This is a genomic window from Komagataeibacter diospyri, assembly GCF_043995075.1.
In the GTDB taxonomy this organism is placed as follows: Bacteria; Pseudomonadota; Alphaproteobacteria; order Acetobacterales; family Acetobacteraceae; genus Komagataeibacter; species Komagataeibacter diospyri.
Map to the genome: position 1 here is coordinate 458,595 of NZ_CP171836.1, position 20,708 is coordinate 479,302.

Below are 20,708 nucleotides of genomic sequence, written 5' to 3' on the forward strand. Positions count from 1 at the left end.
ACTATGATACAAAAGAAAAAGCTGCCGGTTCTGGGACTGGGCATGCTCCTGCTGCCGGGTGGCAGCGCGCTTGCGCAGGCCGTGGATACCATTCCCGGAATGCCGCCTGTGGTGGACCCGGCCAATATCTATACCGAAACCCGGGCCGGGAACCTCAACCCCGAGGTGGCGCAGGATCCGCCGCGCATTTACGTGCCCAACCTGCGGTCGAACAATGTGTATGTGATCGACCCGCAGACGTACAAGGTCGTGGCGCGTTTCAAGGTGGGCAAAAGCCCGCAGCATGTCGTTCCGTCATGGGACCTGCGCACGTTGTGGGTCACCAACAATGCCGAAGGCACGACCAATGGCAGCCTGACGCCCATCGACCCGCGCACCACGCAACCATTGCCCAATGTGGCGGTGGATGATCCGTACAACATGTATTTCACCCCCGATGGCAAATCCGCCATTACGGTGGCCGAGGCACGTCAACGGCTTGATTTCCGTGATCCGCATACGATGGAAATGCAGGGTTCGGTATCGGTCCCGGAATGCAAGGGTGTCAACCACGCCGATTTTTCCATTGATGGACGCTATGCCATTTTCACCTGTGAATTTGGCGGCTACCTGGCCAAGGTCGATACCGTCAACCGTACGCTGATCGGGTACATGAAGCTGTCGCGTGGCGGCATGCCGCAGGATATCCTGACCGCGCCGGACGGCCATAAATTCTATGTGGCGGACATGCATGCGGATGGTGTGTTCGTGATCGATGGCGACTCTTTCCGTGAAACGGGTTTCATTCCCACCGGCATTGGCACGCATGGTCTGTATCCCAGCCGTGATGGCACAAAGATGTACGTAGCCAATCGCGGGTCGCACAAGATCCATGGCGCGCCACACAGCAAGGCCGGCGGGGTCAGCGTGATTGATTTCGCAACGGACAGGGTCGTGGCCAACTGGCCCATTCCCGGTGGCGGCAGCCCCGATATGGGCAATGTCAGCAATGACGGCAAAACGCTGTGGCTGTCCGGTCGGTTTGATGATGTTGTCTACGCCATCGACACCACCACGGGTGCGACCCGCAGCATCCCTGTCGGGCTGGAACCACATGGCCTGACCGTCTGGCCGCAGCCGGGACGGTATTCCATCGGACATACCGGTATCCTGCGTTAAAGGACCGTTGAAAAAATGATTGATAAATAAAGATCTTTTTGGCGCTGCCTTTCTTCAAAAGGCGGCGTTTCCTGAAAAATCTTTATGATTTGCGGGATGCCCTGCATGGAACGGCTCCCGTACCGGCCAGATCGGGTCGGCGTCAGGCATCTCATCCCTGTTGTATCTGTGGCAGCGCATGCGATAGGGTCGTGCACCCACAGGGGATATCCCGGTCATGAAATCACAATTGCCAACCGCTACGGCTACCCAATTTATCATGGGCCAGTCCGCCCTCGGGGCAGTGATGGTTGCGATGGGGGAAGGGGGCATTGCCGCCATCATGCTGGGGGATGATCCTGAAGCCCTTCACCATACGGCGCTGGACAGCTTTCCGGGTATCCATCCAGTGCATGGCGAAATGGCGGATCGTACCCTTGCTGCGGTGCAGGCATGTATTGATACACCCTGGGCACCGACTGACCTGAAGCTGACCATACAGGGCACATCGTTCCAGCAGCAGGTATGGCAGGCCCTGCGCGCCATCCCGTGCGGGACTACCACGACCTATACAGAACTGGCGGCACGGATCGGCAGGCCGGGGGCCGTGCGTGCCGTGGCCGGGGCATGTGCCGCGAACAGGCTGGCGGTGGTCATACCCTGCCATCGTGTCATACGCAGTGACGGCAACCTGTCAGGGTATCGCTGGGGTGTCGGGCGCAAACAGTGGCTGCTGGAGCGCGAGCGGGCAGGCATGGCTTCTGGCAGGTAAAATCTGGTCGTTGTTCAGGAAATATGAACGACAAGATCATCCCTGCGCGGGGTATCGGTTGGGGTGCGCGGCCATCCGACCGGCAGGATGGCGTGGCCGAACTGGGCTTCAAAAATCTCACTGGCAGCCAGATATATCGCGCTCAGGCCACAGATCAGCCCTTCATACCCCGCAATAATGCCAAGCACGGCGCGGCCGGAGACTTCCGCACAGCCAAGCAGGACAAACAGCAGCGTCAGGCTGAAGAATACGACCTGATGCATGCGTGACGCCGCTAGCGACCCCACTGCCATAACGGCCGTAAACAGCGCCCATACCCACATGTAACCGCCCAGCAGCGCCGGGGAGGATTCAGGCGCCAGGCCCCAGCGTGGCAGGAATAGCAATACAGCCAGCGAAATCCAGAATGCCCCATAGGCCATGAAAGCTGTCATGCCGAACGTATTGCGGTTGCCGTATTCCAGTATCCCCGCGATGAACTGCGTGATACCGCCAAAGACCAGCCCCATGGCCAGGATGGCCGATCCCATTGGCACGATCTGGGCATTGTGCAGGTTGAGCAGAACGGTGGTCATGCCAAACCCCATAAGCCCCAGCGGGGCGGGATTGGCGTTTGCGTTGTCGTGCGCCATGCCGGTTTTTCCGTTTCATGATGGATGAATTATGACAAATCATGTCACCGCGGTATGGGCGAGGATATTAAAATATGGCTTACCCTTTTCCGGTCATGAACGGCATGCCAATGCATGGATGCGGGTTGGGTTCCCGAGCGCTGTAAAACAGGGACATGAAATTACAAACGTTACTTTAGAGATTTGATATTTCACATCCCGGGCAAACGAATAAGATAGAACGTTCCGGTTGTGAAAAAACATTAATTATTTATATATTAACTGTATAAAAAATAAAAAAATATAATATAAAATATCAAGATAAATTATATTTTTAAAATATACTTTGTATTGTATGACATAAACACATTGCATTTCGAACCGGGATTGTTCCGGACGGGACATGGTGCAGCCGGAAAAGGCTGTTAAGATAGCCTATTGTTTTCGTTGATTGCTTGGGATTGATTGATGACAGACCCCCATCCGCACAAGGCCCCCACGCGCAGACAACTCCTGACCCGGATCGGCACGCTTGCCGGTAGTGCGGCACTGTATCAGGCCATGACTGCCATGGGGCATGCGCAGGGGACGGATTTCACGGCTCCTCCGGTCCTGTCGGGTGCGAAACGTGGGACGCGCGTGCTGGTGCTGGGTGCGGGACTGGCCGGCATGCTGTCCGCCTATGAACTGCGCAAGGCCGGGTACGCGGTGCAGGTCCTGGAATTCCAGGGACGTAGCGGGGGGCGCAATATCAGCCTGCGTGGCGGTGACACGGTAACCGAACTGGGCGGGGCTGTGCAGAAGGTCGGCTTCGCGTCGGGCAATTACATCAATCCTGGTCCGTGGCGCATTCCCTATCATCATCAGGGCCTGCTGCATTATTGCCGTGAATTCGGGGTGGAACTGGAACCGTTTGTGGAACTGAACCATAATTCATGGCTTCATTCCTCCACCGCGTTTGATGGCAAGCCGGTCCGCTACCGTGAATTCTCCAGCGACTTCACCGGTTTTACGGCTGAATTGCTGGGCAAGGCGATCGATCAGCACAAGCTGGATGACGTGGTGGGCGTGGATGAACGCGAACACCTGCGCACCGCCATGGAACAGTGGGGCGCCCTTGACCCCGATCTGGCATACCGCAAGGGCGATACCAGTTCCCAGCGCCGTGGCTATATCCGGCCGCAGGGCGGCGGGATCGAAGGCGCACCGGTCCCGTCGGACCCGTTTGCCCGCAAGGATGTCATGCGCTCAGGACTATGGACATGGATGGCCTTCCACGAACGCCTTGAAATGCAGACAACCATGTTCCAGCCCGTAGGCGGCATGGACATGATCGGAAAGGGCTTCAGCCGGCAGGTGCATGACCTGATTACCCTGAACTGCAAGGTGACATCCATACAGCAGGACGATCATGGCGTAAGGGTCATGTATAATGATATGAACCATGGCGGCGTGGTGCGGCAGGCACAGGCTGATTACTGCGTATGCACCATTCCGCTGTCCATCCTGTCACAGCTGGATGTACAGGTCAGCGCGCCGATGAAGGCCGCAATCATGGCTGTGCCCTATGCATCCTCGGTCAAGATGGGGATGGAGTTCAGGCGCCGCTTCTGGGAAGAAGATGACCAGATTTACGGCGGTATAAGCTATACCGACCAGCCGATCAGCCAGATTTCATATCCCAGCCATGGCTATTTTTCCCGTGGTCCGGCAGTGCTGCTGGGGGGATACATGTTTGGCCCCGCTGCCTTTGACTTTGCAGGCATGACGCCCGAGGCCCGGCTGGAACAGGCGCTGGCACAAGGTGAGGTCCTCCACCCCGGCACATACCGCAAGGAGTTTTCAAACGGTGTCAGCCTGGCATGGAGCCGCGTGCCGTGGGCAATGGGCTGCTGTTCCATGTGGAGCGAGCAGGCCCGCAAGACCCATTACAGGACGCTGTGTACGATGGATAACCGCATCGTGCTGGCGGGTGAGCACGCATCCTATGTCGGGTGCTGGCAGGAAGGGGCCATTCTGTCTGCGCTGGATGCCGTAACCCAACTGCATAAACGGGCACAGGGAGCCAGCTGATGCGCAGGATCGCACTCCTTTCCACCCTGCTCGTCCTGCCGCTGCTGGCCCCGTTTGGAACAGCACATGCCGATAGTGCCAGCGCGTTTGAAGGCGCCGTCCAGCCCATGGCGACGGGGGAAGACGTGTACCACCACGTCTGCCAGAGTTGTCACATGCCCGATGGCAAAGGGGCCGTGGGGGCAGGCGCGCAGTTCCCGGCGCTGGCTGGTAATGCCAAGCTGCAGGTCAGCGCCTATCCGATCTATGTCATCATGAACGGGTATGGCGGCATGCCATGGTTTTCGGAAATGCTGACGGACCAGCAGATTGCCAATGTCGTGGCCTATATCCGCACGCATTTTGGCAATAATTATACGGATCCCGTGACTCCGGCCGAGGTAACGCCCCAGCGGCCAGCCATACCGCCCAAGGAGATATATTGATGTCCTGTATGAAAACGATCCTTGCCGCACTTGCGCTCATGACCGGTGTGGGGACTGCGCTGCCCGCGCATGCGGCGGATGGCATCGTACGTCACCCGGAAAAGGATTTCCCCATTTCCACCGTGATCGAGGTACCGGCCGGGGCTTCGACAATCTATCTAAGCGGTCAGGGCGCTCCGGTACAGGATAAGAAAGCCGATCCGCATACCACCGCAGCTTATGGCGATACACAGACACAGACCCGTGCCGCGCTGGAATCCATTCAGGGCGAACTGAAAAAGCTGGGGCTGGGTCTGGGCGATGTGGTCCAGATGCATGTTTATATGGTTGAGGACCCGAAACTGGGTAAGCTGGATTTTAACGGGATGATGAAGGCCTATACCCAGTTCTTTGGCACGGCGAAGCAGCCGAACCTGCCGGTCCGTTCCGCTTTTGGCGTAGCCCATCTGGGCAATCCGGGTTGGCTGGTTGAAATCGAGGTCACGGCCGTACGCGCGTCGGGTCGGTAATGCCGTATTCGGCACCATCGTGCCACGTTATGTGGTGACAGACAGGGAAGAAAAGGGGGACAGGCTGTGGCTCCCCCTTTTTCATTATTCGGTTACGGTCTGACTGCTGGTGGTCATCTGATTATTTTCCCATATGATAATGGTCGCTGGATTTCGGGTCTATCAGGGTAGCGGGTGCTGTGCCTCAAGTGCCTTGCGCCTTTCCACCATGCCGGTGGGCGTGGCGGATTTCTTCCGTCCCGCAACCACGTCATCGACGCTGAAAATCGTGGCATCCGTGCCGCCCGGCAGACCCGCCACATGGTTCAGGATGGCGGCGATCTGGTCATCAGGCAGCATCTTGAACGATGGCATGAACCCGCTATAGGCATTACCTCCCGCCGTGATTGGCCCCATCAGGCCATTCAGCGCAACGCCCACGATGTACTGCCTGCCTTCCGGCGTGCTGGCAATCCTGTCCACCCGTCCGGCCAGTGGCGGAAACTGTCCCGGCACGCCCTGTGCATTGGCCTGGTGGCATACGCTGCAGTTTGCCAGGAACGGCGTCGTGCCATCCGTCGCAAATGCGGACCCTGCAGGCATGGACAGGCAGAATATCGCGGCCAGCAGTCTTTTTTTCATGGGTATTCCCTGATTAATCCCGTTTCCGGCAGCCTATCCCACTGTCGCGCGCATACATATCCCCGGCGGGGGTATGAAGGGAGAAAGGAGAGGCTATCAGTCATGCCCGCTATTCATGGCTTTACGCAGGGTGACGTGAGGCGGCAGGACATGGCGGATAAAAAAAGGACGCCCCGCCGAAGCGGGACGCCGAGTTTAGGGATTGGGAGACGTTGTGGTGTCACGAGATCCACACCGGATTAACTTCACTTGCGGATAATAGTTTTCCTGAAATCAGATTAATGAAGAAAATATTTTGTTTATCGTATGTTCTGTAATGCAGGCGTCCCGCATTACACCCCATGCAGCATGACAAACTGGCGGGCGAAGGGCAGCATGACCGTGATGCTCAGCAATCCCAGCACAACGGTCATCCCGGCGAAGGTCATCATGTGATGGGGATAATCCTCGGTATATAAAAGGCCGCAGACCCAGAACACCACGGCTTCCACCGCCAGGCCGATGCCCAGCACCGGGATATGGAAAAACGGCCCGGCCAGCCACCATGCAATAGCCCCCGGCACAACGACAGCCATCGTTGAGCGGAACAGGAATAGGATTGCACGCATGTCTGACCCTGGACCTTGTTATCGGGAAGGAAATATCACGTAACCGTGACATGGGCGCAGGATGCCCGTTTCCATACCGATGGGCAACCGCAGGCAGCGGACATGCCGACTGCCTGCGTGACAGGCGTGATTACTGCGCGGCGGCGGCCGGTGCTGTGCCTGCGGCCGGGGTATCGGGTGTCATCTTGCCCGGTGTTGTCGAATGTTCGACATCATACGCCGTTGCCTTGGCTTTATAGTTGCCCTTGGCGCCAGGATGCTCCTGATCATACAGGGCGGCCTTTGCCTTGGCTTCCTTGCGGTATTCGTGGCGCTTGTACATGCCCGTCACGCAACCGGCGGCAGCACCCAGTACCGTGTGGTGGTTTGCGACATGCCCGCCAACTGCACCAACGGCGCCGTATTTCAGGCAGCCACCGGGTTCGGCATGGGCAGTCGTGGCGCATGTGATGGCCGCAACGGCACCCAGAAGAGCGATCTTGCGCATGGATGTCATCCTTTTTTACATATAGGTCAGTCTGATATTCAGGGCATATCCGATACGAAATATTTTGTCACCTTTTACGCCATGACATCCGGATTTTCATGCAGGCCGGCAGTAATGATATGCAGGCACGCCAGCACTTCCGCCATCTGCGCCCTGGCCTGCGGGGTTGTGGCGCGCGCCTGTTCATGGCGGGTCCATGCCAGTATGTACGGGGTCATGGATGCGGCCTGCCCCCTGTCCCATCGCGCCAGGAACAGGGTTACGATCCGTTCTGCACGTTTGGATAGCTGGCCTTCGCGGACCAGTTCACGCAGGCGGATGATATAGATGCCCACCGTCATGGACATGATCTGTCGCGCAACACAGGCCCCCAGTACGGGTGGGGGCAGGGCGTTGGCCTGAAACAGAATACGTACAAGGCTGGAGGCACAGCTGGCCAGCCAGGCGGGCGCATCCGTGCGGGTGTCCATCCGCGCCAGGTGCCGCAGGCGCAGGCTGACCCATGTCTCCGTCCGGCGGACATGCACATCCATGCGGAAAGGCACGACCAGCCGGTAGGTCAGGAGCACGAAAATGATACTGGCCAGGAACGCCATGGTATTGTTCAGGAACGAGATTTCATCAAACCGTCCCTGATTGATCGGTCCGATCAACACCGGCAGGAACATGTTGAATGAAAACGCGTAGCCCGCAAGCTGGGGCCTGCGGGCGGCAAGCCCCCCCACCGTCATGGGCACCAGCAGGACCATCAGCAGGATTTCCGGCGCGGTAATGGCCGGAATGACCCATAGTGCAAGGACCGCTGCCGTGGCCGCGCACCACAGGCCCCCTTTCAGGAACGGCGTGGTGGCGACCAGCGGGTTTTCGCGTGTTGCCATCAGGCCATAAATCAGGGCGACGAAGGAAATGAATGCGGGGCCGTGGTGCCATGCAGTGATTTCCCATACAAGGCACGCCCCCATGATTGCGGCCGCCGCGCGCAGGCCGTTGTTGATGGCTTCACGCATATGGCGACGGGATGTCAGGCTGAAGCGGAACCGGTCCCCACGTGGCACAGTGGTGCAGGCGGTTATTTCATTACTGACCCGCGTGGCTTCGGACAGCAGTGCCGTGGTCACCGGCCGCCATTCCGGGTTGTCTGCCGTATCGGTGGCAGGTCTGGGCGCATTATCCTGCAGCCATGCCGCAAGTGCCTGTTCGGGCGGTGCGCCGTCCATGCGTGGCGGCGCGGTCATGCGGGGATACAGGATCTGCAGCGCACGCGCCTGCGCCAGCATGACCAGCATACCCGCCAGCGCACGCCGGGCATGGTCGCCCACATGGTTGCGCGGTCCCAGCTCCAGCGCGCTGAATTCGATCTGTCCGCTGAACGTTACGATCCGTTTCAGCAGGGTGCCGGTAATGGCCTGCTGTTCCGGCCCGGCCTGTGCGCCGGGATGCCGGATGATGGTGGTGCAGGTGGCGCGGAATGTATCGGCCAACCGGTCGAGAAGCTGCTGGCGGGCACGTTCCACCATACGGGGCATGAACAGGACCGCCAGTACCGCTTCGCACAGCACACCCAGTATGATGTAGCTGCTGCGCGCGACACTTATGGCAAAAACATCATCGGGTTGTGCAATGGCCCCCGTGGCGATGATGGCGGATGTAAACCCCGTCAGCACCAGTCCGTACGCCCGGTACTGGTCAAGCAGCGTCGCCAGTGCGCAGCACAGTCCGATCCATAGCGACAGGCAGGTGAAAAACAGCCCTGGCGCCTGTGGAAAGGCCGCCATCAGGGTAATGGCCGCAACACTGCCCACCAAGGTGCCGAAAATGCGCCAGCGCGCCTTGGACAGGCTTTCCCCGCGTGAGGACTGCGCCACGACCCATACGGTCAGGGGGGCCCATTGCGGGCTGTCCAGTTCCATCCACATCGCAATCAATAGCGATATGATGGCGGCAAACGATGTCCGTACCGCGAACGCCAGGTCTGGCAGGGTTGGCGCATAAATCCATGAAACGCGCCTTACTTGATGCATCAGCACGCTGGTAATGCGTTCAGGCAGGGGTAAAGTTGCGGTCTGTGCCCCCATTTCATTCAGCCTTTTACATCATGGTCAGGATGCGCATTGCCCATGCGGGCTTTGCCGTGGCGGAACATGGCGGCGGCGGGACAGGCCGGTCCAATCGTTTGTTATGATATTTTGATAAGTAATATTTATGACCCCCTGATGGGGGTAGGGAGCACCACACCATATGCAGGATACGGACTGCATCCGGCATATGGTGCGGGCGTGTATATGGCGTAGTGCGTGCCAGAGCGTGAAAACGGCCCGGTGTTCAGAATGTAAGGCTGCTGTGCAGGCCAAAAATGGCTTCGTTTCCCACCCGTCGGTTGCCGCTCCAGTCGGCCACGCCACCGGATGGGTTCCATACGTACTGGAAATCGGGCTGCATCACCATCCACGGCGTGACCTGTGCCTGATAGGTCAGTTCAAGATGGTTCTCGTTCCCCTGGACAAGGGAATTGCTGTCGCGGTCGAACTGGCGCTGTCCCGAACTGGCGCGGCCAATGCCCCAGCCCAGGCCGATCGTGTCGTTGTCCCGCCCCCTGAACGGGGCCTTCAGGTTCAGGCCTGCGTCGATGGCGAAGCTGATCATGTTGCGGTCGCCGCCATTGCCCGTGGCGCGCACGAATACCCCGACTGAACGCGCGGATCTGAGCGAAGGCCGCCAGATCATCTGGTCAATGATGCCATAAACCATCCAGTTGCCCCGGTCCCAGCGCGGGGTCAGTTCGGACTGCGTGCTGCTGGCATTCAGCGTGGCCGCACCGAGTGAGCCACCACGCTGGTTGTAACGGTAATCGGCAAACTTCGCCGTATCGTAATACCCGCCCAGCTTGTACACGCCTGGCAGGCCGGGATTTTTTGTCACATTGGACATGTCGGCAGGCTGTGGGTTGAGCGCATACTGCAGTTCGGTGATCAGCAGCGCGCCGGTGCCCATGTTGAAGTTCGTGCCATTGGCGCCATTGGTGGTCTGGCTGGTGGGGTCGGAATTGTACCCGCTGATGGAACCGGTCGCCTGCTGGATGGGCAGGGAGTTGTAGCGGTTGCCCGGCGGGTTGTCGTCGGCCGCCGCGAACATGAAGGTGAACTTCTCGCTGGGGCGGTAGCGGATGCGGATGGCGGGGGATGACAGCGGCCATGACGGCCCGCCCCCATACAGGTTGACCGAGGGCGCCATGGGCCAGCCGAAATTGGCGTTGAGGTAAAGCGAGGCGTAATCGCTGATCAGGAATTCGGTATCAAGGTCCTGCTGGCCGATCTTCACGTCCAGTTTGCCCTTCAGGAAGGACTGCTGGTACCACAGCTCGAACAGACGGGTGGAGCGGTCGGCCTCGAAGCCGCTGACCGGGTTGAAGTTGGCCAGATGATCCTGCGAGATCGAGCGCCCGCGCGTCTGCAGCGCGCTGACATTGAACAGGCCACCCTTCAGGCCGAACAGCTTTTCGGTATCAATGGTAAGGGTTGGCATGGTGACGCCGTCATAGGCGGGGCCGGTGCCCGAACCGGCCGCGCCATCATTGCCCGAGGCTGACCCGCCGGTGCCATTGCCCCAGACCTCATCGACTTCCTGAATGTCGAAGCTGATGCCATGCTTGTACAGCCACGGCCGCGCGCCCCACATGTTGCCCAGCAGGTTGCCGCTGGTGTCGAGTTTGTCGTCACCCCCAGCCGCAACCGCGGCCTTTTCTTCCGCATCGGCCTGCGCGCGTTCTGAATCGCGCACGGTGGCCGGGTCGATCTGCTGGATCAGGGGGGTGGAATTGCCAAGGCGGGCGCGGTCTTCCTCAATCTGTGTCTGGACCTGTGCGAAGCCTGTTGCGGGGAGGGCAAGTCCGACACATGCGATACATGATCCCATACGCATGCGTCGTCGGACAGCGCCGAAGGAAAGGGCGGGAACGAAAAAGCTCGATCCCTTTAACATGTGTCGTGAATGGGAGAAGGTCATGCTGTCCGCCGCAACTAAGAATCAGTATCAATAAGAATGACTCTCAATTACATTTTGTCGCAAAGCCGTCAATCACAGGTTTCATGCATATTTTGCAACACTGCCATTAGCGCAGGAAAACTTTTGGTACACCTTCACTATTCAGGCACGACATGATCATCACACCCGTCCACAGACACAGCGAAATACTTGCTCCGACCCGGCCACGTAGTGCAACAACCGGATTGCCCCGCAGTACAGACAGGTAAACAGAGCGATGGCACCACATGGCATTCAGCATTGCCAGCGTGATCAGCAGCAGCTTGGGTGTCAGGTACGCCCGGCTGCCAATATGCACCGGGTCGTAAAAGAACAGCACGACACCCGTAACCATAGCGATGGCAAAGGTGATGTGCAGTGGACGCATCATCAGTTGCGCGGCGGGAGCCAGTCGCGTCGCCATGCGTGAATTGAGGATGCCCAGGTCAAACAGCATGTCCATCCCGAAAAACATGGCCATGCTGACGATGTGCGCGATGCGGATCAGGTAATGGACCGGCTGCAGCCAGAAGTGCAGCATCCGGCTGTCCATTGCGATCAGGACCGCATAGGGCAATCGCATAAACGCGAGGGGATGGCTGATCATGGCAGGTAGTCTCCGTGTGTATCGCACAGCACATACCATCCGTTGACAGTGATAACAATTATCATTATCAGATTTGTGAAATCAGCCGGAAGGGGATCTGTAATCTGGTCACGGGATTACTGAAAGTTAAAAATAAAACAGGAACCATGACCTAATGTTCAGATATATGGAAACAGTCATCATGAAGAAAAAGTGTTCTATACTGGCGCTGGCCATCGCGGCCCTGCCTGTTGGCGTAACGGCGGCGCAGGCGCGTGAATATCCCATCGGCGGACCCGTTCAGGCGCATGACATGGAAATCGCTTCCAGTTACCTGACGGGCATCATGGTGGACCCCATGCCTGCTGGCATGACCGACAATACCAAGCCGGACACCATCCATCTTGAAACCGACGTCCACGCCACCGCGGATAACGTATGGGGTTACCCCGACGGGGCATGGGTGCCGTATCTTACGATCGGCTATTCGCTGACAAAGGACGGCACGCCGTGGAAGGCTGAAGGCACGATGCATTTCATGACCGCCAAGGACGGCCCGCATTATGCCGATAACGTGCAGATGGATGGTCCGGGCCGCTATACGGTCGTGCTGACCTATTCCTCACCTGAACAGAGCGGCTTCCTGCATCATGTGGACAAGGAAACAGGTACGCCGGGATTCTGGAAACCGTTTACCGAGAAGTTCAATTTTGCCTATCCCCAGAAATGATTTTTCCAGGGGTATGATTACACAGGCCGGAGTAAGGTGATGGGACGGATACTGGATAACTGGCGTCTGCTGGCATGCGGGGTGGTGACGGTCATGGGCCTGGCTGCGGGGCAACCTGCGGCACGGGCTGAAACCGTGACCGACCTTGCCGGCCGCAAGGTGGATGTTCCGGCCAGTGTCCATCGCATCATTCTGGGGGAAGGGCGGCTGATTTATGCCCTTGCTCCACTGGAAAAACAGCATCTGTTTGACCGGATCGTAGGCTGGCAGGGTGAATTCCGTGGTGCGGATACCCAGAGTTACGATCAATACGTCGCAACCTTTCCGCAGGCGGCCAATGTGGCGCTGATCGGCAAGACCACGGCAGATACGGTCAGTCCCGAACGCGTGCTGGACCTGCACCCCGACCTTGCGATCCTGACAGTGTCCGGCCATGGGCCGGGGGCGGCGAGCGAACTGGTTTCGCAACTGGAAAGCGCGCACGTACCGGTTGTCTTTGTCGATTTCCGTGCCGATCCGCTGCATGACACTGTCACATCCATGCAGATACTGGGCCGGGTGCTGCATCGTGAACGCGAAGCCGCGGAATACCTGTCCTTTTACCAGTCGCATCTGAGGCATGTGACCGACCGGGTGGCGTCGCTGCCGGAAGCGCAGCGGCCACGGGTCTTTATCGAAATGCTGGCCGCCATGCGCGAAAGCTGCTGCCATACGGCGGGCAAGGGTAATATGGGGGCGTTCATTACGGCGGCCGGTGGCCAGAACATCGCAGCCCCCCTGCTGCCGGGATATATCGGGGACATTGACCTGGAAAAGGTCATTTCCGCTGACCCGGACATATATATAGCCGACGGCACCAAGGGGCCGAAGGCCAGCGGGCCGGGCCTGCGCATGGGGGCTGAGGTCACGCCCGATGTCGCACGTGCTTCCCTGCTGCGCGTGACGGAGCGGTCGGGCATTTCCAGCCTGCGCGCGGTCACGACCGGGCATGATTACGGGATCTGGCATTCCTTCTATGACTCGCCATACAATATCCTTGCGGTCGAGGTCATGGCGAAATGGTTCCATCCCGACCTGTTCGCCGATCTGGACCCCGATGCGACGCAGAAGGAACTTTATGACCGCTTTCTCCCGGTCAGGCAGGAAGGGACCTTCTGGATCAATGCGCGTCCATAATGATGCACCCGTAACCGCTTCCCACGCCATTTCCCCCGACCTGTCGGCTTATGCCCGGCAGGTGCGCGGTTCCTATCGCATGCTGCTGCGGCGGCGTGCGGGGATTCTGGCGGTCATTGCCTTATGTATCGTAGCATCGGTCGTGCTGGATTTCTGCCTTGGGCCGTCCGGCCTGTCGGTGGACGCGCTGATCCGCACCTTGCTGCATCCGCATGATGTTTCTGCCGGGCAGAGTGTCATTGTCTGGCAGATCCGCCTGCCATACGCGCTCATGGCCGTATGCGTGGGGGCAGCACTCGGGCTGGCGGGCGCGGAAATGCAGACCGTGCTGGCCAATCCGCTGGCTAGTCCGTTTACGCTGGGGGTTTCGGCCGCGGCGGCATTTGGCGCGTCACTGGCCATTATCCTGCAATGGCGTCTGCCCGGCGTGCCGGATGCATGGGTGGTGTCGGCCGATGCCTTTGTCTTCGCCATTGGTTCCGTTCTGCTGCTGGACATGGTGTCACGCAGGCGCAATGCGGGGACCGGTACTGTTGTGCTGTTTGGCATCGCTCTGGTGTTCGCGTTCCATGCCCTGGTGTCCCTGCTGCAGTTTGTTGCCAATGAGGACGCGCTGCAGGATCTGGTGTTCTGGACCATGGGCAGCCTGACGCGGGCAACATGGCCCAAGCTGGGACTGCTGGCGGCGGCCTGCGTGGTGGTGGCGCCGCTTTCCTTTCGTGCGGCCTGGAAACTGACCGTGCTGCGTATGGGGGAGGAACGCGCCGCCAGTCTTGGGGTGGATGTGCCGCGCGTGCGGCGGGGCGCGTTGCTGCGGGTCAGCATCCTGTCGGCGCTGGCGGTGTCCTTCGTGGGGACGATCGGGTTTGTCGGGCTGGTGGCACCCCACATCGCCCGCCGCCTGCTGGGGGAGGATCATCGTTTCTACCTGCCTGGTAGCATGTTTGTTGGTGCGCTGGTCATGTCGCTGTCTTCGGTAGCCGCGCGCAATATCATGCCTGGCGTGGTGATCCCGACCGGGATCGTGACGGCGCTGGTTGGTATTCCGTTCTTCCTTGCCATTGTCCTGCGCAGGCAGGGGCTTTCATGATGAACGGCCTGTTCGCGGAACACGTAACCGTAAGGTATGGTCAGCGCACCGTTCTGGATGACCTGACGGTAGGTCCGTTCCCCACAGGAAAGGTATCCGCCCTGCTTGGTCCCAATGGCAGTGGCAAGTCCACCCTGCTGCGCGCCCTGGCGGGACTTGGGGAGGCGACGGGTCAGGTCATGCTGGGGTCGGACGTGCTTTCGCGCATGTCGCTGGCACAGCGGACGCGACGCTGCCTGTATCTGCCCCAGACCCTGCCGGCCACGGTGCATCTGCAGGTGCTGGAATCGCTGCTGGCTGCCCAGAACGCCACTGGCGCATTGCCCGGGATCACGGGTGGGGATGAAATCGACGCGGCGCTGCGTATGCTGGACATATTCGGCATCGCCGACCTGGCCATGCGGTATATGGATGAACTATCGGGCGGACAGCGTCAGCTTGTGGGGCTGGCGCAGGCTTTGGGGCGGCATCCTGATGCCCTGTTGCTTGATGAGCCGCTCAGCGCGCTCGACCTGCATCATCAGTTTGCCGTGATGGACGTGCTGCGGCGCGAGACGGAACGGCGCAACATCGTGACGGTCATGGTGCTGCATGACCTGAATATTGCCGTGCGCATGATGGATTACGATGTGATCCTGCGGGACGGTAAGATTATCGCGGCTGGTTCCCCGCATGATGTCATTACGCCGGATACATTGCGTCAGACCTATGACATTGTTGCCCGTGTGGAAACATGTAGCCGGGGACTGCCGCATATTATGGTGGATGGGCTGGGCTGACCGTCCTGTTGTCTATGGAACAGGAATGAAAAAAGCAGGCCGGGATGATGCCATTCCGCTGTATTCTGTTTCTTCCTGCGATATCACCATGCTGGCGTTAAAATATAATATATGCTGCATGACCTGACTGATACAGTCTGGTAATCAGGGAGGGGACTGGTCAGCATATCGTACCGATCTGGACAGCGCGTGCAGGTATGCAGGGTATCATATGCACAACTTTGACGCGTGTTGCGCGAAGGGATGTAATGACAGCAGGATGATGGCTCAGTTCTGCAATAAGGGAATGACAGCATGTATTATGATGCAGGTACGCACGGGATACAGTCCATATAATTCATGCCATGCAGGCAGGATCATACTGATGGATACATGGCGTATGTCATGGAAAATATGAACATATGTATTTGCTGCAATATGTAATGACAAAAAATCATATTTTGTTGGCATATCGTTTTTTTTGATCATAAGCATGTAATCAGCCGTATGAAAAAATAATATCATAAACTTATATAAAAAATTTTGGTATAGAATTCATATCTAAATAAAAATGAAATTAAATGACTTAACTTTGTGGCTTCGGTCTGGTCTGTTTATTTTTTGTTTGTAAAATTTGATTTTGTTTGGTGTCTGTTTTTTTTGGTAAATATGATCAATGAACAGGTCGTGTATTTTATATGACGTGTTTATAAAATAGTGAAAATTCATTAACGAAAATCAGTAAATTAAGAATTTGAGATGATGTTTTTTCAAATTTTCAAACAAAAAATTGCATATGATCCATGGATGCGATAATGGACAGGGCTATTATTGCGCCATCATGTCTGTTGGAACGCAGAAGGCATGCGGATATGTGACCTATGCAGGCATTGCGGCGTATGTCTCTGTAATGGGGGTGATATAAAAAATACGCATCAAAAGGCTTTATTGTGGTTGCATAATAGACGCATGATTATTACTGATAGGGCAGATATGTCCCCGGACGGCAATCTACAGAGGAAAGATTCAGACATTGGATAATAAAGATCTCCCGCATACCGAACTGGTATCCATGACGACAGAGATCGTGGCTGCGCATACCAATCATAATACCGTTGGCATTGAGCAGATCCCCACCCTGATCGAAACGGTTTATACCGCGCTGAAGGGGCTTGGCGCCGAAAAGGTGGTTGAACCTGCCCCGCTGCAGCCGGCCGTGCCGATCAAGAAATCAGTATTTCCTGATTATGTAATCTGCCTGGAAGACGGCAAGAAGCTGAAGATGCTCAAGCGTCATCTGCAGACGGCATATGGCATGACCCCGGAGCAGTATCGTGAAAAATGGGGTCTGCCTGCCAACTATCCGATGACAGCGCCCAATTACGCCGCGCATCGTTCGTCCCTTGCACAGAAGATTGGCCTGGGTCGTAAAGTTGTGGTTGAGCCGGAACCCGAAGTTGCGGCGGAAGCCCCGGCGAAGCCCGCGCGTAAGACGACCCGTGCGCGCCGCAAGAAGGGCACCGATGCATAAGCATCACGGATACGTTATATAATCGCAAACACCCAGCCTATTCACAGGCTGGGTGTTTGCATTTGTAGCGAAGGAAAAATACCCCTCATATGTAATGACAGATGAAATATTGCATTCCCTGCCGGTTATGGTCATGTGGAACGGTTGCCTTATCCATGCGGTCAGGCCATTTCCCCTTATGCAGCATGTGACCCTTCTGGATGAATATCATCTGTAGGGCAGGGATGGGATGATTGCTGTATTAGCATATATATTTGTAATGATATGATATGTCACATATACCTTTTTATGGTGTAATGTTGCTGTTGCAGGCCCATGACGCAGTCGGGACGGACCTGTCAGGAAACTGCTTGAACAGCCAGCAGCTCATGAACAACTTCATGATAACGCTTTTTCAGAAAACTTCCCGTAAATGCCGCCTTTAAAAAACAGCATTCATGAAATTTTATTTATGAAAAGCTTTTTTAAACAGTCTGCCAAGGCAGCATAATGCTGTGCCGTGATGCATGTCCCATGCGTAAGTTACCTTGATTTCATAAGGCGTATGTTATCGCTGCGGTCCGGGTCGGGCAGGACATGTTCGGGATCAAGAATGGCTCTGTCGACTGTCGGGCCACCAGGGAAGGCAACAGTAATATTGTCCGCCAGGTGCCAGCTTTCCGGCGGGATAACCTGATCCGCATGCGTGCCATCACTATAGGCCAGCCTTAGCGTTACGGGCAGCATAAGCCTGCCTTTGGCCTTTATGCTGACCTGCGTGCCCTGACGGGCGTCATTATTGATATAGGACAGGCGTGACAGGGCATAATCCGGCCAGTCATTTTCAAAATACCAGCCACGCCAGAACCATCCCAGATCTTCACCCGCTTCACTTTCCATCAACCGGAAAAAATCCGATGGGGTGGGGTGATGGTATGCCCATGCCTGAATATAACGGCGGAAGGCGGTATCGAAGCGCTCCGGCCCCAGTATCTGTTCACGCAGCAGCACAAGCCCATAGGCACTTTTGAAATACGTGACCGGATGACGGTATTTTTCCGGTACCAGTTCCGCTGGTGTCATAAGGGTAGGCGCCTGCGGATCTTTCAGCACCGGGATGATGTCATCGGCGGGTCTGCCGGTCAGGGGCGCGAATTCGGCGTCACGCTTGGGGGCATATTCCCCATGGTTGAAATGTTGCGATGCATAGGCGTCAATAAAGGTATTGAACCCTTCATCCATAAAAGCATCACGCCGTTCATTACTACCCACGATCATGGGAAACCAGCCATGGCCCAGTTCATGCGTGGTGATCCAGAACAGCGTATCGTTCCGGTCTTCCCAGCCGTCAAAGACAATGCCGGGATACTCCATGCCCGCCCCGTGGCCACCCACATTGATGGCATTGGGCCATGGGTAGGAAAACCACTGGCGGGAAAAATATTCGATGGCATGTCTGACATATTCGGTGGACCGGTCCCATGCCTGCGGGCCAATGCCTTCACGCGGGTAAACCGACATGGCCAGACGGGGCACAGGCTTCATGCCGGGGGCGGGACGTACCGGCGGCAGGTCGATGCGCGCCGCATCCCATAAAAAGGCGGGAGATGCGGCGAAGGAAACATCACGCGTATTTTCCATGTAAAAACGCCACGTCTTTTCCCCCATGCGGGCCACGTGGCTTGTGGGGTCCGTTACGTCGTGTTCTGTACGGATCATTACGGTCCGGTCGCTGCGGGCTGCCTGCGCCAGACGGGCACGTTCGGTGCGGGTCAGGACCTGCGCCGGATTGAGCAGCGCGCCTGAACCGACAACCGTGAAATTCCACGGCACCGTGACGCTATAATCAAAATTGCCGTATTCAAGATAGAACTCCTGCCCCAGATAGGGCAGCGTGTCCCAGCCGCGATGGCTGTCATAAACGCACATGCGGGGGTACCACTGCGCGATTTCATATATTTCGCCATCTCTGGCGGGGGTCACCGCTGTTCGGCCGCCCCATGGACCGGGAATGATGTAATGCCAGCGGATGCGGATCTGGACCTTCTGCCCATGGGACAACGGCGCGCCGGGCAGTGCAAGCTGCATACGGGTATCGGATATGCGTGGCCGAAGCGGGGTTTCATGCCCATGATGCACGATGGCAACTGAATCGATCTCCATGCCGTCGGTCGTATTGGGGTGGCGTTCGGGGTTGGCGAAGCCTGCGCGGGAATGGGGACGATAGATGTTCTGGTCAAGTTGCAGCCATAGCGTATCAAGGCTGTCGGGGCTGTTGTTGGTATAGATCAGCGTTTCTTCGCCAGACAGGGCGTGGGTCGGCGTGTCGATATGGGCATGGATGACGTAATCTGCCCGGTTCTGCCAGTAATCCGGTCCCGGTAGGCCAGAACCCGAATTGTAGCGGTTGGGCGGGTCCGGCAGGGGCTGGGGGGTAAAGACCCGTCGCATGTCCATCGCGGTTGGAACTGGAACTGCCTGCGCCCCGTCTATCGCGCAGCAGCCTGCACAGGTCAGGATGACCATCAGCTTTCCGTATGCCATTTCCCTGCCTTCCGCCTGTCATGGTTGCGGTAGGGTAACGGATGGCGCCGGGAGCGCAAGGTGCTGGCTGGTACCCGTGCGGGGCGTGTGTCGTCAGATGACCTTCAGCCCGACGGTGACAAGAATCGCCGCCAGTATGATCCGCTGCACCCGGTCGGGAACAAGCCCGATGCACAGGCTGCCCAGTATGATGCCCGGCACGGACCCGCACAGCAGCGAGGTCAGCAGCGGGACATCAATATCCCCGATCCACCAGTGCCCCATGCCCGCAATGGCCGTGAGCGGCACGGCATGGGCGATGTCGGAGCCGACCAGCCGACGGATTTCCAGCGAGGGATAGAGAAAGATCAGCGCTGCCATGCCAATGGCCCCTGCGCCGACGGAAGACAACGTGACCATGACCCCCAGCACCGCGCCCAGCAGCGTGGTGAGATGGCCAGTCATGGCGGAGGAAACGCTTCCGGCCTTCTGCCGCGACAGTATCTGCAGCCGGTGGCGGAACAGCACGCTGGGGGCGGTAATCAGCAGTGCTATGCCCAGGGCCACGGAAATCACATGTGTCACCTGCGCCGAAGGGCTGCCCGCCCAGTGGAGGGCTGCGATCGTCAGCACGGTAGCCGGTATGCTGCCCAGCGCCAGTCGTCCCACCACACGCCATTCCACCGACTGGCTGCGGCCATGTACCAGTGTGCCCACCGTCTTGGTCAGGGCTGCATACAGCAGGTCAGTACCCACGGCTGATTGCGGATGCACCTTGAACAGCAATATGAGCAGCGGGGTCATGAGCGACCCGCCCCCTACGCCGGTCATGCCGACAAGAAAGCCGACCCCAAGGCCAGACAGCACATAAAGCAGGTTGATCGATTCAGGCAGGTGCATGGTGGGGCTTCATGGTTCGATGGTTGCGGGGCAGGCAGTGCATGCTGTCCTGTATGGGGGTAAGGGCGCCTGTCTATGCGTTCCCGCCCGTTTTACGTTCAAATTATACCAAAAAACTAAGTGAATTACCGATGGTGGATACGATTGTTTATGTGTAATTTTCAATAAGCAC

Annotated in this window: 19 protein-coding genes; 10 read left to right on the plus strand and 9 right to left on the minus strand. The window is 57.6% G+C overall.

Annotated elements, in window-relative coordinates:
* Positions 1-3: 3 nt before the first annotated feature.
* Positions 4-1,158, plus strand: a complete 1,155-nt coding sequence (locus ACE2AA_RS02110) for a YncE family protein (protein WP_141259593.1) — start codon at positions 4-6, stop codon at positions 1,156-1,158.
* A gap of 217 nt (positions 1,159-1,375) precedes the next feature.
* On the plus strand, positions 1,376-1,909 hold the full coding sequence (locus tag ACE2AA_RS02115; protein WP_395370924.1) for a methylated-DNA--[protein]-cysteine S-methyltransferase: 534 nt from the start codon (positions 1,376-1,378) through the stop codon (positions 1,907-1,909).
* Positions 1,910-1,923: 14 nt separating this feature from the next.
* On the opposite strand, the gene ACE2AA_RS02120 is transcribed toward ACE2AA_RS02115, so the two are convergent.
* On the minus strand, positions 1,924-2,541 hold the full coding sequence (locus tag ACE2AA_RS02120) for an acetate uptake transporter (protein ID WP_395370927.1): 618 nt from the start codon (positions 2,539-2,541) through the stop codon (positions 1,924-1,926).
* A gap of 447 nt (positions 2,542-2,988) precedes the next feature.
* On the opposite strand from ACE2AA_RS02120, the gene ACE2AA_RS02125 reads away from it, so the two are divergent.
* Genes ACE2AA_RS02125 through ACE2AA_RS02135 form a run of 3 tightly spaced genes read left to right on the plus strand, consistent with a single transcriptional unit; the run spans position 2,989 to position 5,527 of the window.
* Positions 2,989-4,593: a flavin monoamine oxidase family protein gene (locus ACE2AA_RS02125; RefSeq protein WP_395370928.1), complete on the plus strand. Its 1,605-nt coding sequence runs from the start codon at positions 2,989-2,991 to the stop codon at positions 4,591-4,593.
* Positions 4,593-5,018, plus strand: a complete 426-nt coding sequence (locus tag ACE2AA_RS02130) for a cytochrome c (protein WP_141259597.1) — start codon at positions 4,593-4,595, stop codon at positions 5,016-5,018. The genes ACE2AA_RS02125 and ACE2AA_RS02130 overlap by 1 nt, the downstream gene beginning before the upstream one ends.
* Positions 5,018-5,527, plus strand: coding sequence for a RidA family protein (locus ACE2AA_RS02135; RefSeq protein ID WP_395370930.1), 510 nt, complete (start codon positions 5,018-5,020; stop codon positions 5,525-5,527). The genes ACE2AA_RS02130 and ACE2AA_RS02135 overlap by 1 nt, the downstream gene beginning before the upstream one ends.
* Before the next feature lie 162 nt (positions 5,528-5,689).
* Here the strand turns inward: ACE2AA_RS02135 and ACE2AA_RS02140 are convergent, their stop codons facing one another.
* The 6 genes from ACE2AA_RS02140 to ACE2AA_RS02165 form a co-directional block, all read right to left on the minus strand.
* Positions 5,690-6,148, minus strand: coding sequence for a cytochrome c (locus ACE2AA_RS02140; protein ID WP_141259599.1), 459 nt, complete (start codon positions 6,146-6,148; stop codon positions 5,690-5,692).
* A gap of 332 nt (positions 6,149-6,480) precedes the next feature.
* Positions 6,481-6,756, minus strand: a complete 276-nt coding sequence (locus ACE2AA_RS02145; protein ID WP_141259600.1) for a hypothetical protein — start codon at positions 6,754-6,756, stop codon at positions 6,481-6,483.
* Between the two features lie 130 nt (positions 6,757-6,886).
* Positions 6,887-7,243, minus strand: a complete 357-nt coding sequence (locus ACE2AA_RS02150; RefSeq protein WP_395370933.1) for a hypothetical protein — start codon at positions 7,241-7,243, stop codon at positions 6,887-6,889.
* Between the two features lie 74 nt (positions 7,244-7,317).
* Positions 7,318-9,318, minus strand: a complete 2,001-nt coding sequence (locus ACE2AA_RS02155; protein ID WP_395370935.1) for an FUSC family protein — start codon at positions 9,316-9,318, stop codon at positions 7,318-7,320.
* Between the two features lie 247 nt (positions 9,319-9,565).
* Positions 9,566-11,155: a carbohydrate porin gene (locus tag ACE2AA_RS02160; RefSeq protein ID WP_395372079.1), complete on the minus strand. Its 1,590-nt coding sequence runs from the start codon at positions 11,153-11,155 to the stop codon at positions 9,566-9,568.
* A 196-nt stretch (positions 11,156-11,351) separates the two neighbouring features.
* Positions 11,352-11,870, minus strand: coding sequence for a hypothetical protein (locus ACE2AA_RS02165; RefSeq protein ID WP_141259610.1), 519 nt, complete (start codon positions 11,868-11,870; stop codon positions 11,352-11,354).
* A 166-nt stretch (positions 11,871-12,036) separates the two neighbouring features.
* Here ACE2AA_RS02165 and ACE2AA_RS02170 point away from each other — a divergent pair, with 166 nt between their 5' ends.
* From ACE2AA_RS02170 to ACE2AA_RS02190, 5 genes are all read left to right on the plus strand, one after another.
* Entirely contained in the window at positions 12,037-12,579 is a 543-nt protein-coding gene (locus ACE2AA_RS02170; protein WP_019087332.1) for an iron transporter, read from the plus strand.
* A gap of 39 nt (positions 12,580-12,618) precedes the next feature.
* Positions 12,619-13,755: an ABC transporter substrate-binding protein gene (locus tag ACE2AA_RS02175; protein WP_141259611.1), complete on the plus strand. Its 1,137-nt coding sequence runs from the start codon at positions 12,619-12,621 to the stop codon at positions 13,753-13,755.
* Positions 13,742-14,845 carry a FecCD family ABC transporter permease gene (locus tag ACE2AA_RS02180; protein WP_395370936.1) on the plus strand — a complete coding sequence of 368 codons (1,104 nt, stop codon included), beginning with the start codon at positions 13,742-13,744 and terminating at the stop codon, positions 14,843-14,845. The genes ACE2AA_RS02175 and ACE2AA_RS02180 overlap by 14 nt, the downstream gene beginning before the upstream one ends.
* Entirely contained in the window at positions 14,842-15,624 is a 783-nt protein-coding gene (locus ACE2AA_RS02185) for an ABC transporter ATP-binding protein (protein ID WP_395370937.1), read from the plus strand. The genes ACE2AA_RS02180 and ACE2AA_RS02185 overlap by 4 nt, the downstream gene beginning before the upstream one ends.
* A gap of 1,012 nt (positions 15,625-16,636) precedes the next feature.
* The gene (locus ACE2AA_RS02190; RefSeq protein ID WP_141259613.1) at positions 16,637-17,134 is read left to right on the plus strand and encodes a MucR family transcriptional regulator; all 498 of its coding nucleotides are present in this window, start codon (positions 16,637-16,639) and stop codon (positions 17,132-17,134) included.
* Between the two features lie 522 nt (positions 17,135-17,656).
* Here ACE2AA_RS02190 and ACE2AA_RS02195 read toward each other — a convergent pair.
* Both ACE2AA_RS02195 and ACE2AA_RS02200 read right to left on the minus strand, forming a co-directional pair.
* A complete protein-coding gene (locus ACE2AA_RS02195; protein ID WP_395370939.1) occupies positions 17,657-19,657 on the minus strand; it encodes a M1 family metallopeptidase in 2,001 nt (666 codons plus the stop codon).
* A gap of 93 nt (positions 19,658-19,750) precedes the next feature.
* Entirely contained in the window at positions 19,751-20,536 is a 786-nt protein-coding gene (locus ACE2AA_RS02200; protein ID WP_141259615.1) for a sulfite exporter TauE/SafE family protein, read from the minus strand.
* Positions 20,537-20,708: the final 172 nt, after the last annotated feature.

Bases quoted from the DNA above. Each gene is read 5' to 3' on its own strand.
- ACE2AA_RS02110 (WP_141259593.1), top strand. From the start codon at position 4: ATGATACAAAAGAAAAAGCTGCCGGTTCTGGGACTGGGCATGCTCCTG.
- ACE2AA_RS02115 (WP_395370924.1), top strand. From the start codon at position 1,376: ATGAAATCACAATTGCCAACCGCTACGGCTACCCAATTTATCATGGGC.
- ACE2AA_RS02120 (WP_395370927.1), bottom strand. From the start codon at position 2,541: ATGGCGCACGACAACGCAAACGCCAATCCCGCCCCGCTGGGGCTTATG.
- ACE2AA_RS02125 (WP_395370928.1), top strand. From the start codon at position 2,989: ATGACAGACCCCCATCCGCACAAGGCCCCCACGCGCAGACAACTCCTG.
- ACE2AA_RS02130 (WP_141259597.1), top strand. From the start codon at position 4,593: ATGCGCAGGATCGCACTCCTTTCCACCCTGCTCGTCCTGCCGCTGCTG.
- ACE2AA_RS02135 (WP_395370930.1), top strand. From the start codon at position 5,018: ATGTCCTGTATGAAAACGATCCTTGCCGCACTTGCGCTCATGACCGGT.
- ACE2AA_RS02140 (WP_141259599.1), bottom strand. From the start codon at position 6,148: ATGAAAAAAAGACTGCTGGCCGCGATATTCTGCCTGTCCATGCCTGCA.
- ACE2AA_RS02145 (WP_141259600.1), bottom strand. From the start codon at position 6,756: ATGCGTGCAATCCTATTCCTGTTCCGCTCAACGATGGCTGTCGTTGTG.
- ACE2AA_RS02150 (WP_395370933.1), bottom strand. From the start codon at position 7,243: ATGCGCAAGATCGCTCTTCTGGGTGCCGTTGCGGCCATCACATGCGCC.
- ACE2AA_RS02155 (WP_395370935.1), bottom strand. From the start codon at position 9,318: ATGGGGGCACAGACCGCAACTTTACCCCTGCCTGAACGCATTACCAGC.
- ACE2AA_RS02160 (WP_395372079.1), bottom strand. From the start codon at position 11,155: ATGGGATCATGTATCGCATGTGTCGGACTTGCCCTCCCCGCAACAGGC.
- ACE2AA_RS02165 (WP_141259610.1), bottom strand. From the start codon at position 11,870: ATGATCAGCCATCCCCTCGCGTTTATGCGATTGCCCTATGCGGTCCTG.
- ACE2AA_RS02170 (WP_019087332.1), top strand. From the start codon at position 12,037: ATGGAAACAGTCATCATGAAGAAAAAGTGTTCTATACTGGCGCTGGCC.
- ACE2AA_RS02175 (WP_141259611.1), top strand. From the start codon at position 12,619: ATGGGACGGATACTGGATAACTGGCGTCTGCTGGCATGCGGGGTGGTG.
- ACE2AA_RS02180 (WP_395370936.1), top strand. From the start codon at position 13,742: ATGCGCGTCCATAATGATGCACCCGTAACCGCTTCCCACGCCATTTCC.
- ACE2AA_RS02185 (WP_395370937.1), top strand. From the start codon at position 14,842: ATGATGAACGGCCTGTTCGCGGAACACGTAACCGTAAGGTATGGTCAG.
- ACE2AA_RS02195 (WP_395370939.1), bottom strand. From the start codon at position 19,657: ATGGCATACGGAAAGCTGATGGTCATCCTGACCTGTGCAGGCTGCTGC.
- ACE2AA_RS02200 (WP_141259615.1), bottom strand. From the start codon at position 20,536: ATGCACCTGCCTGAATCGATCAACCTGCTTTATGTGCTGTCTGGCCTT.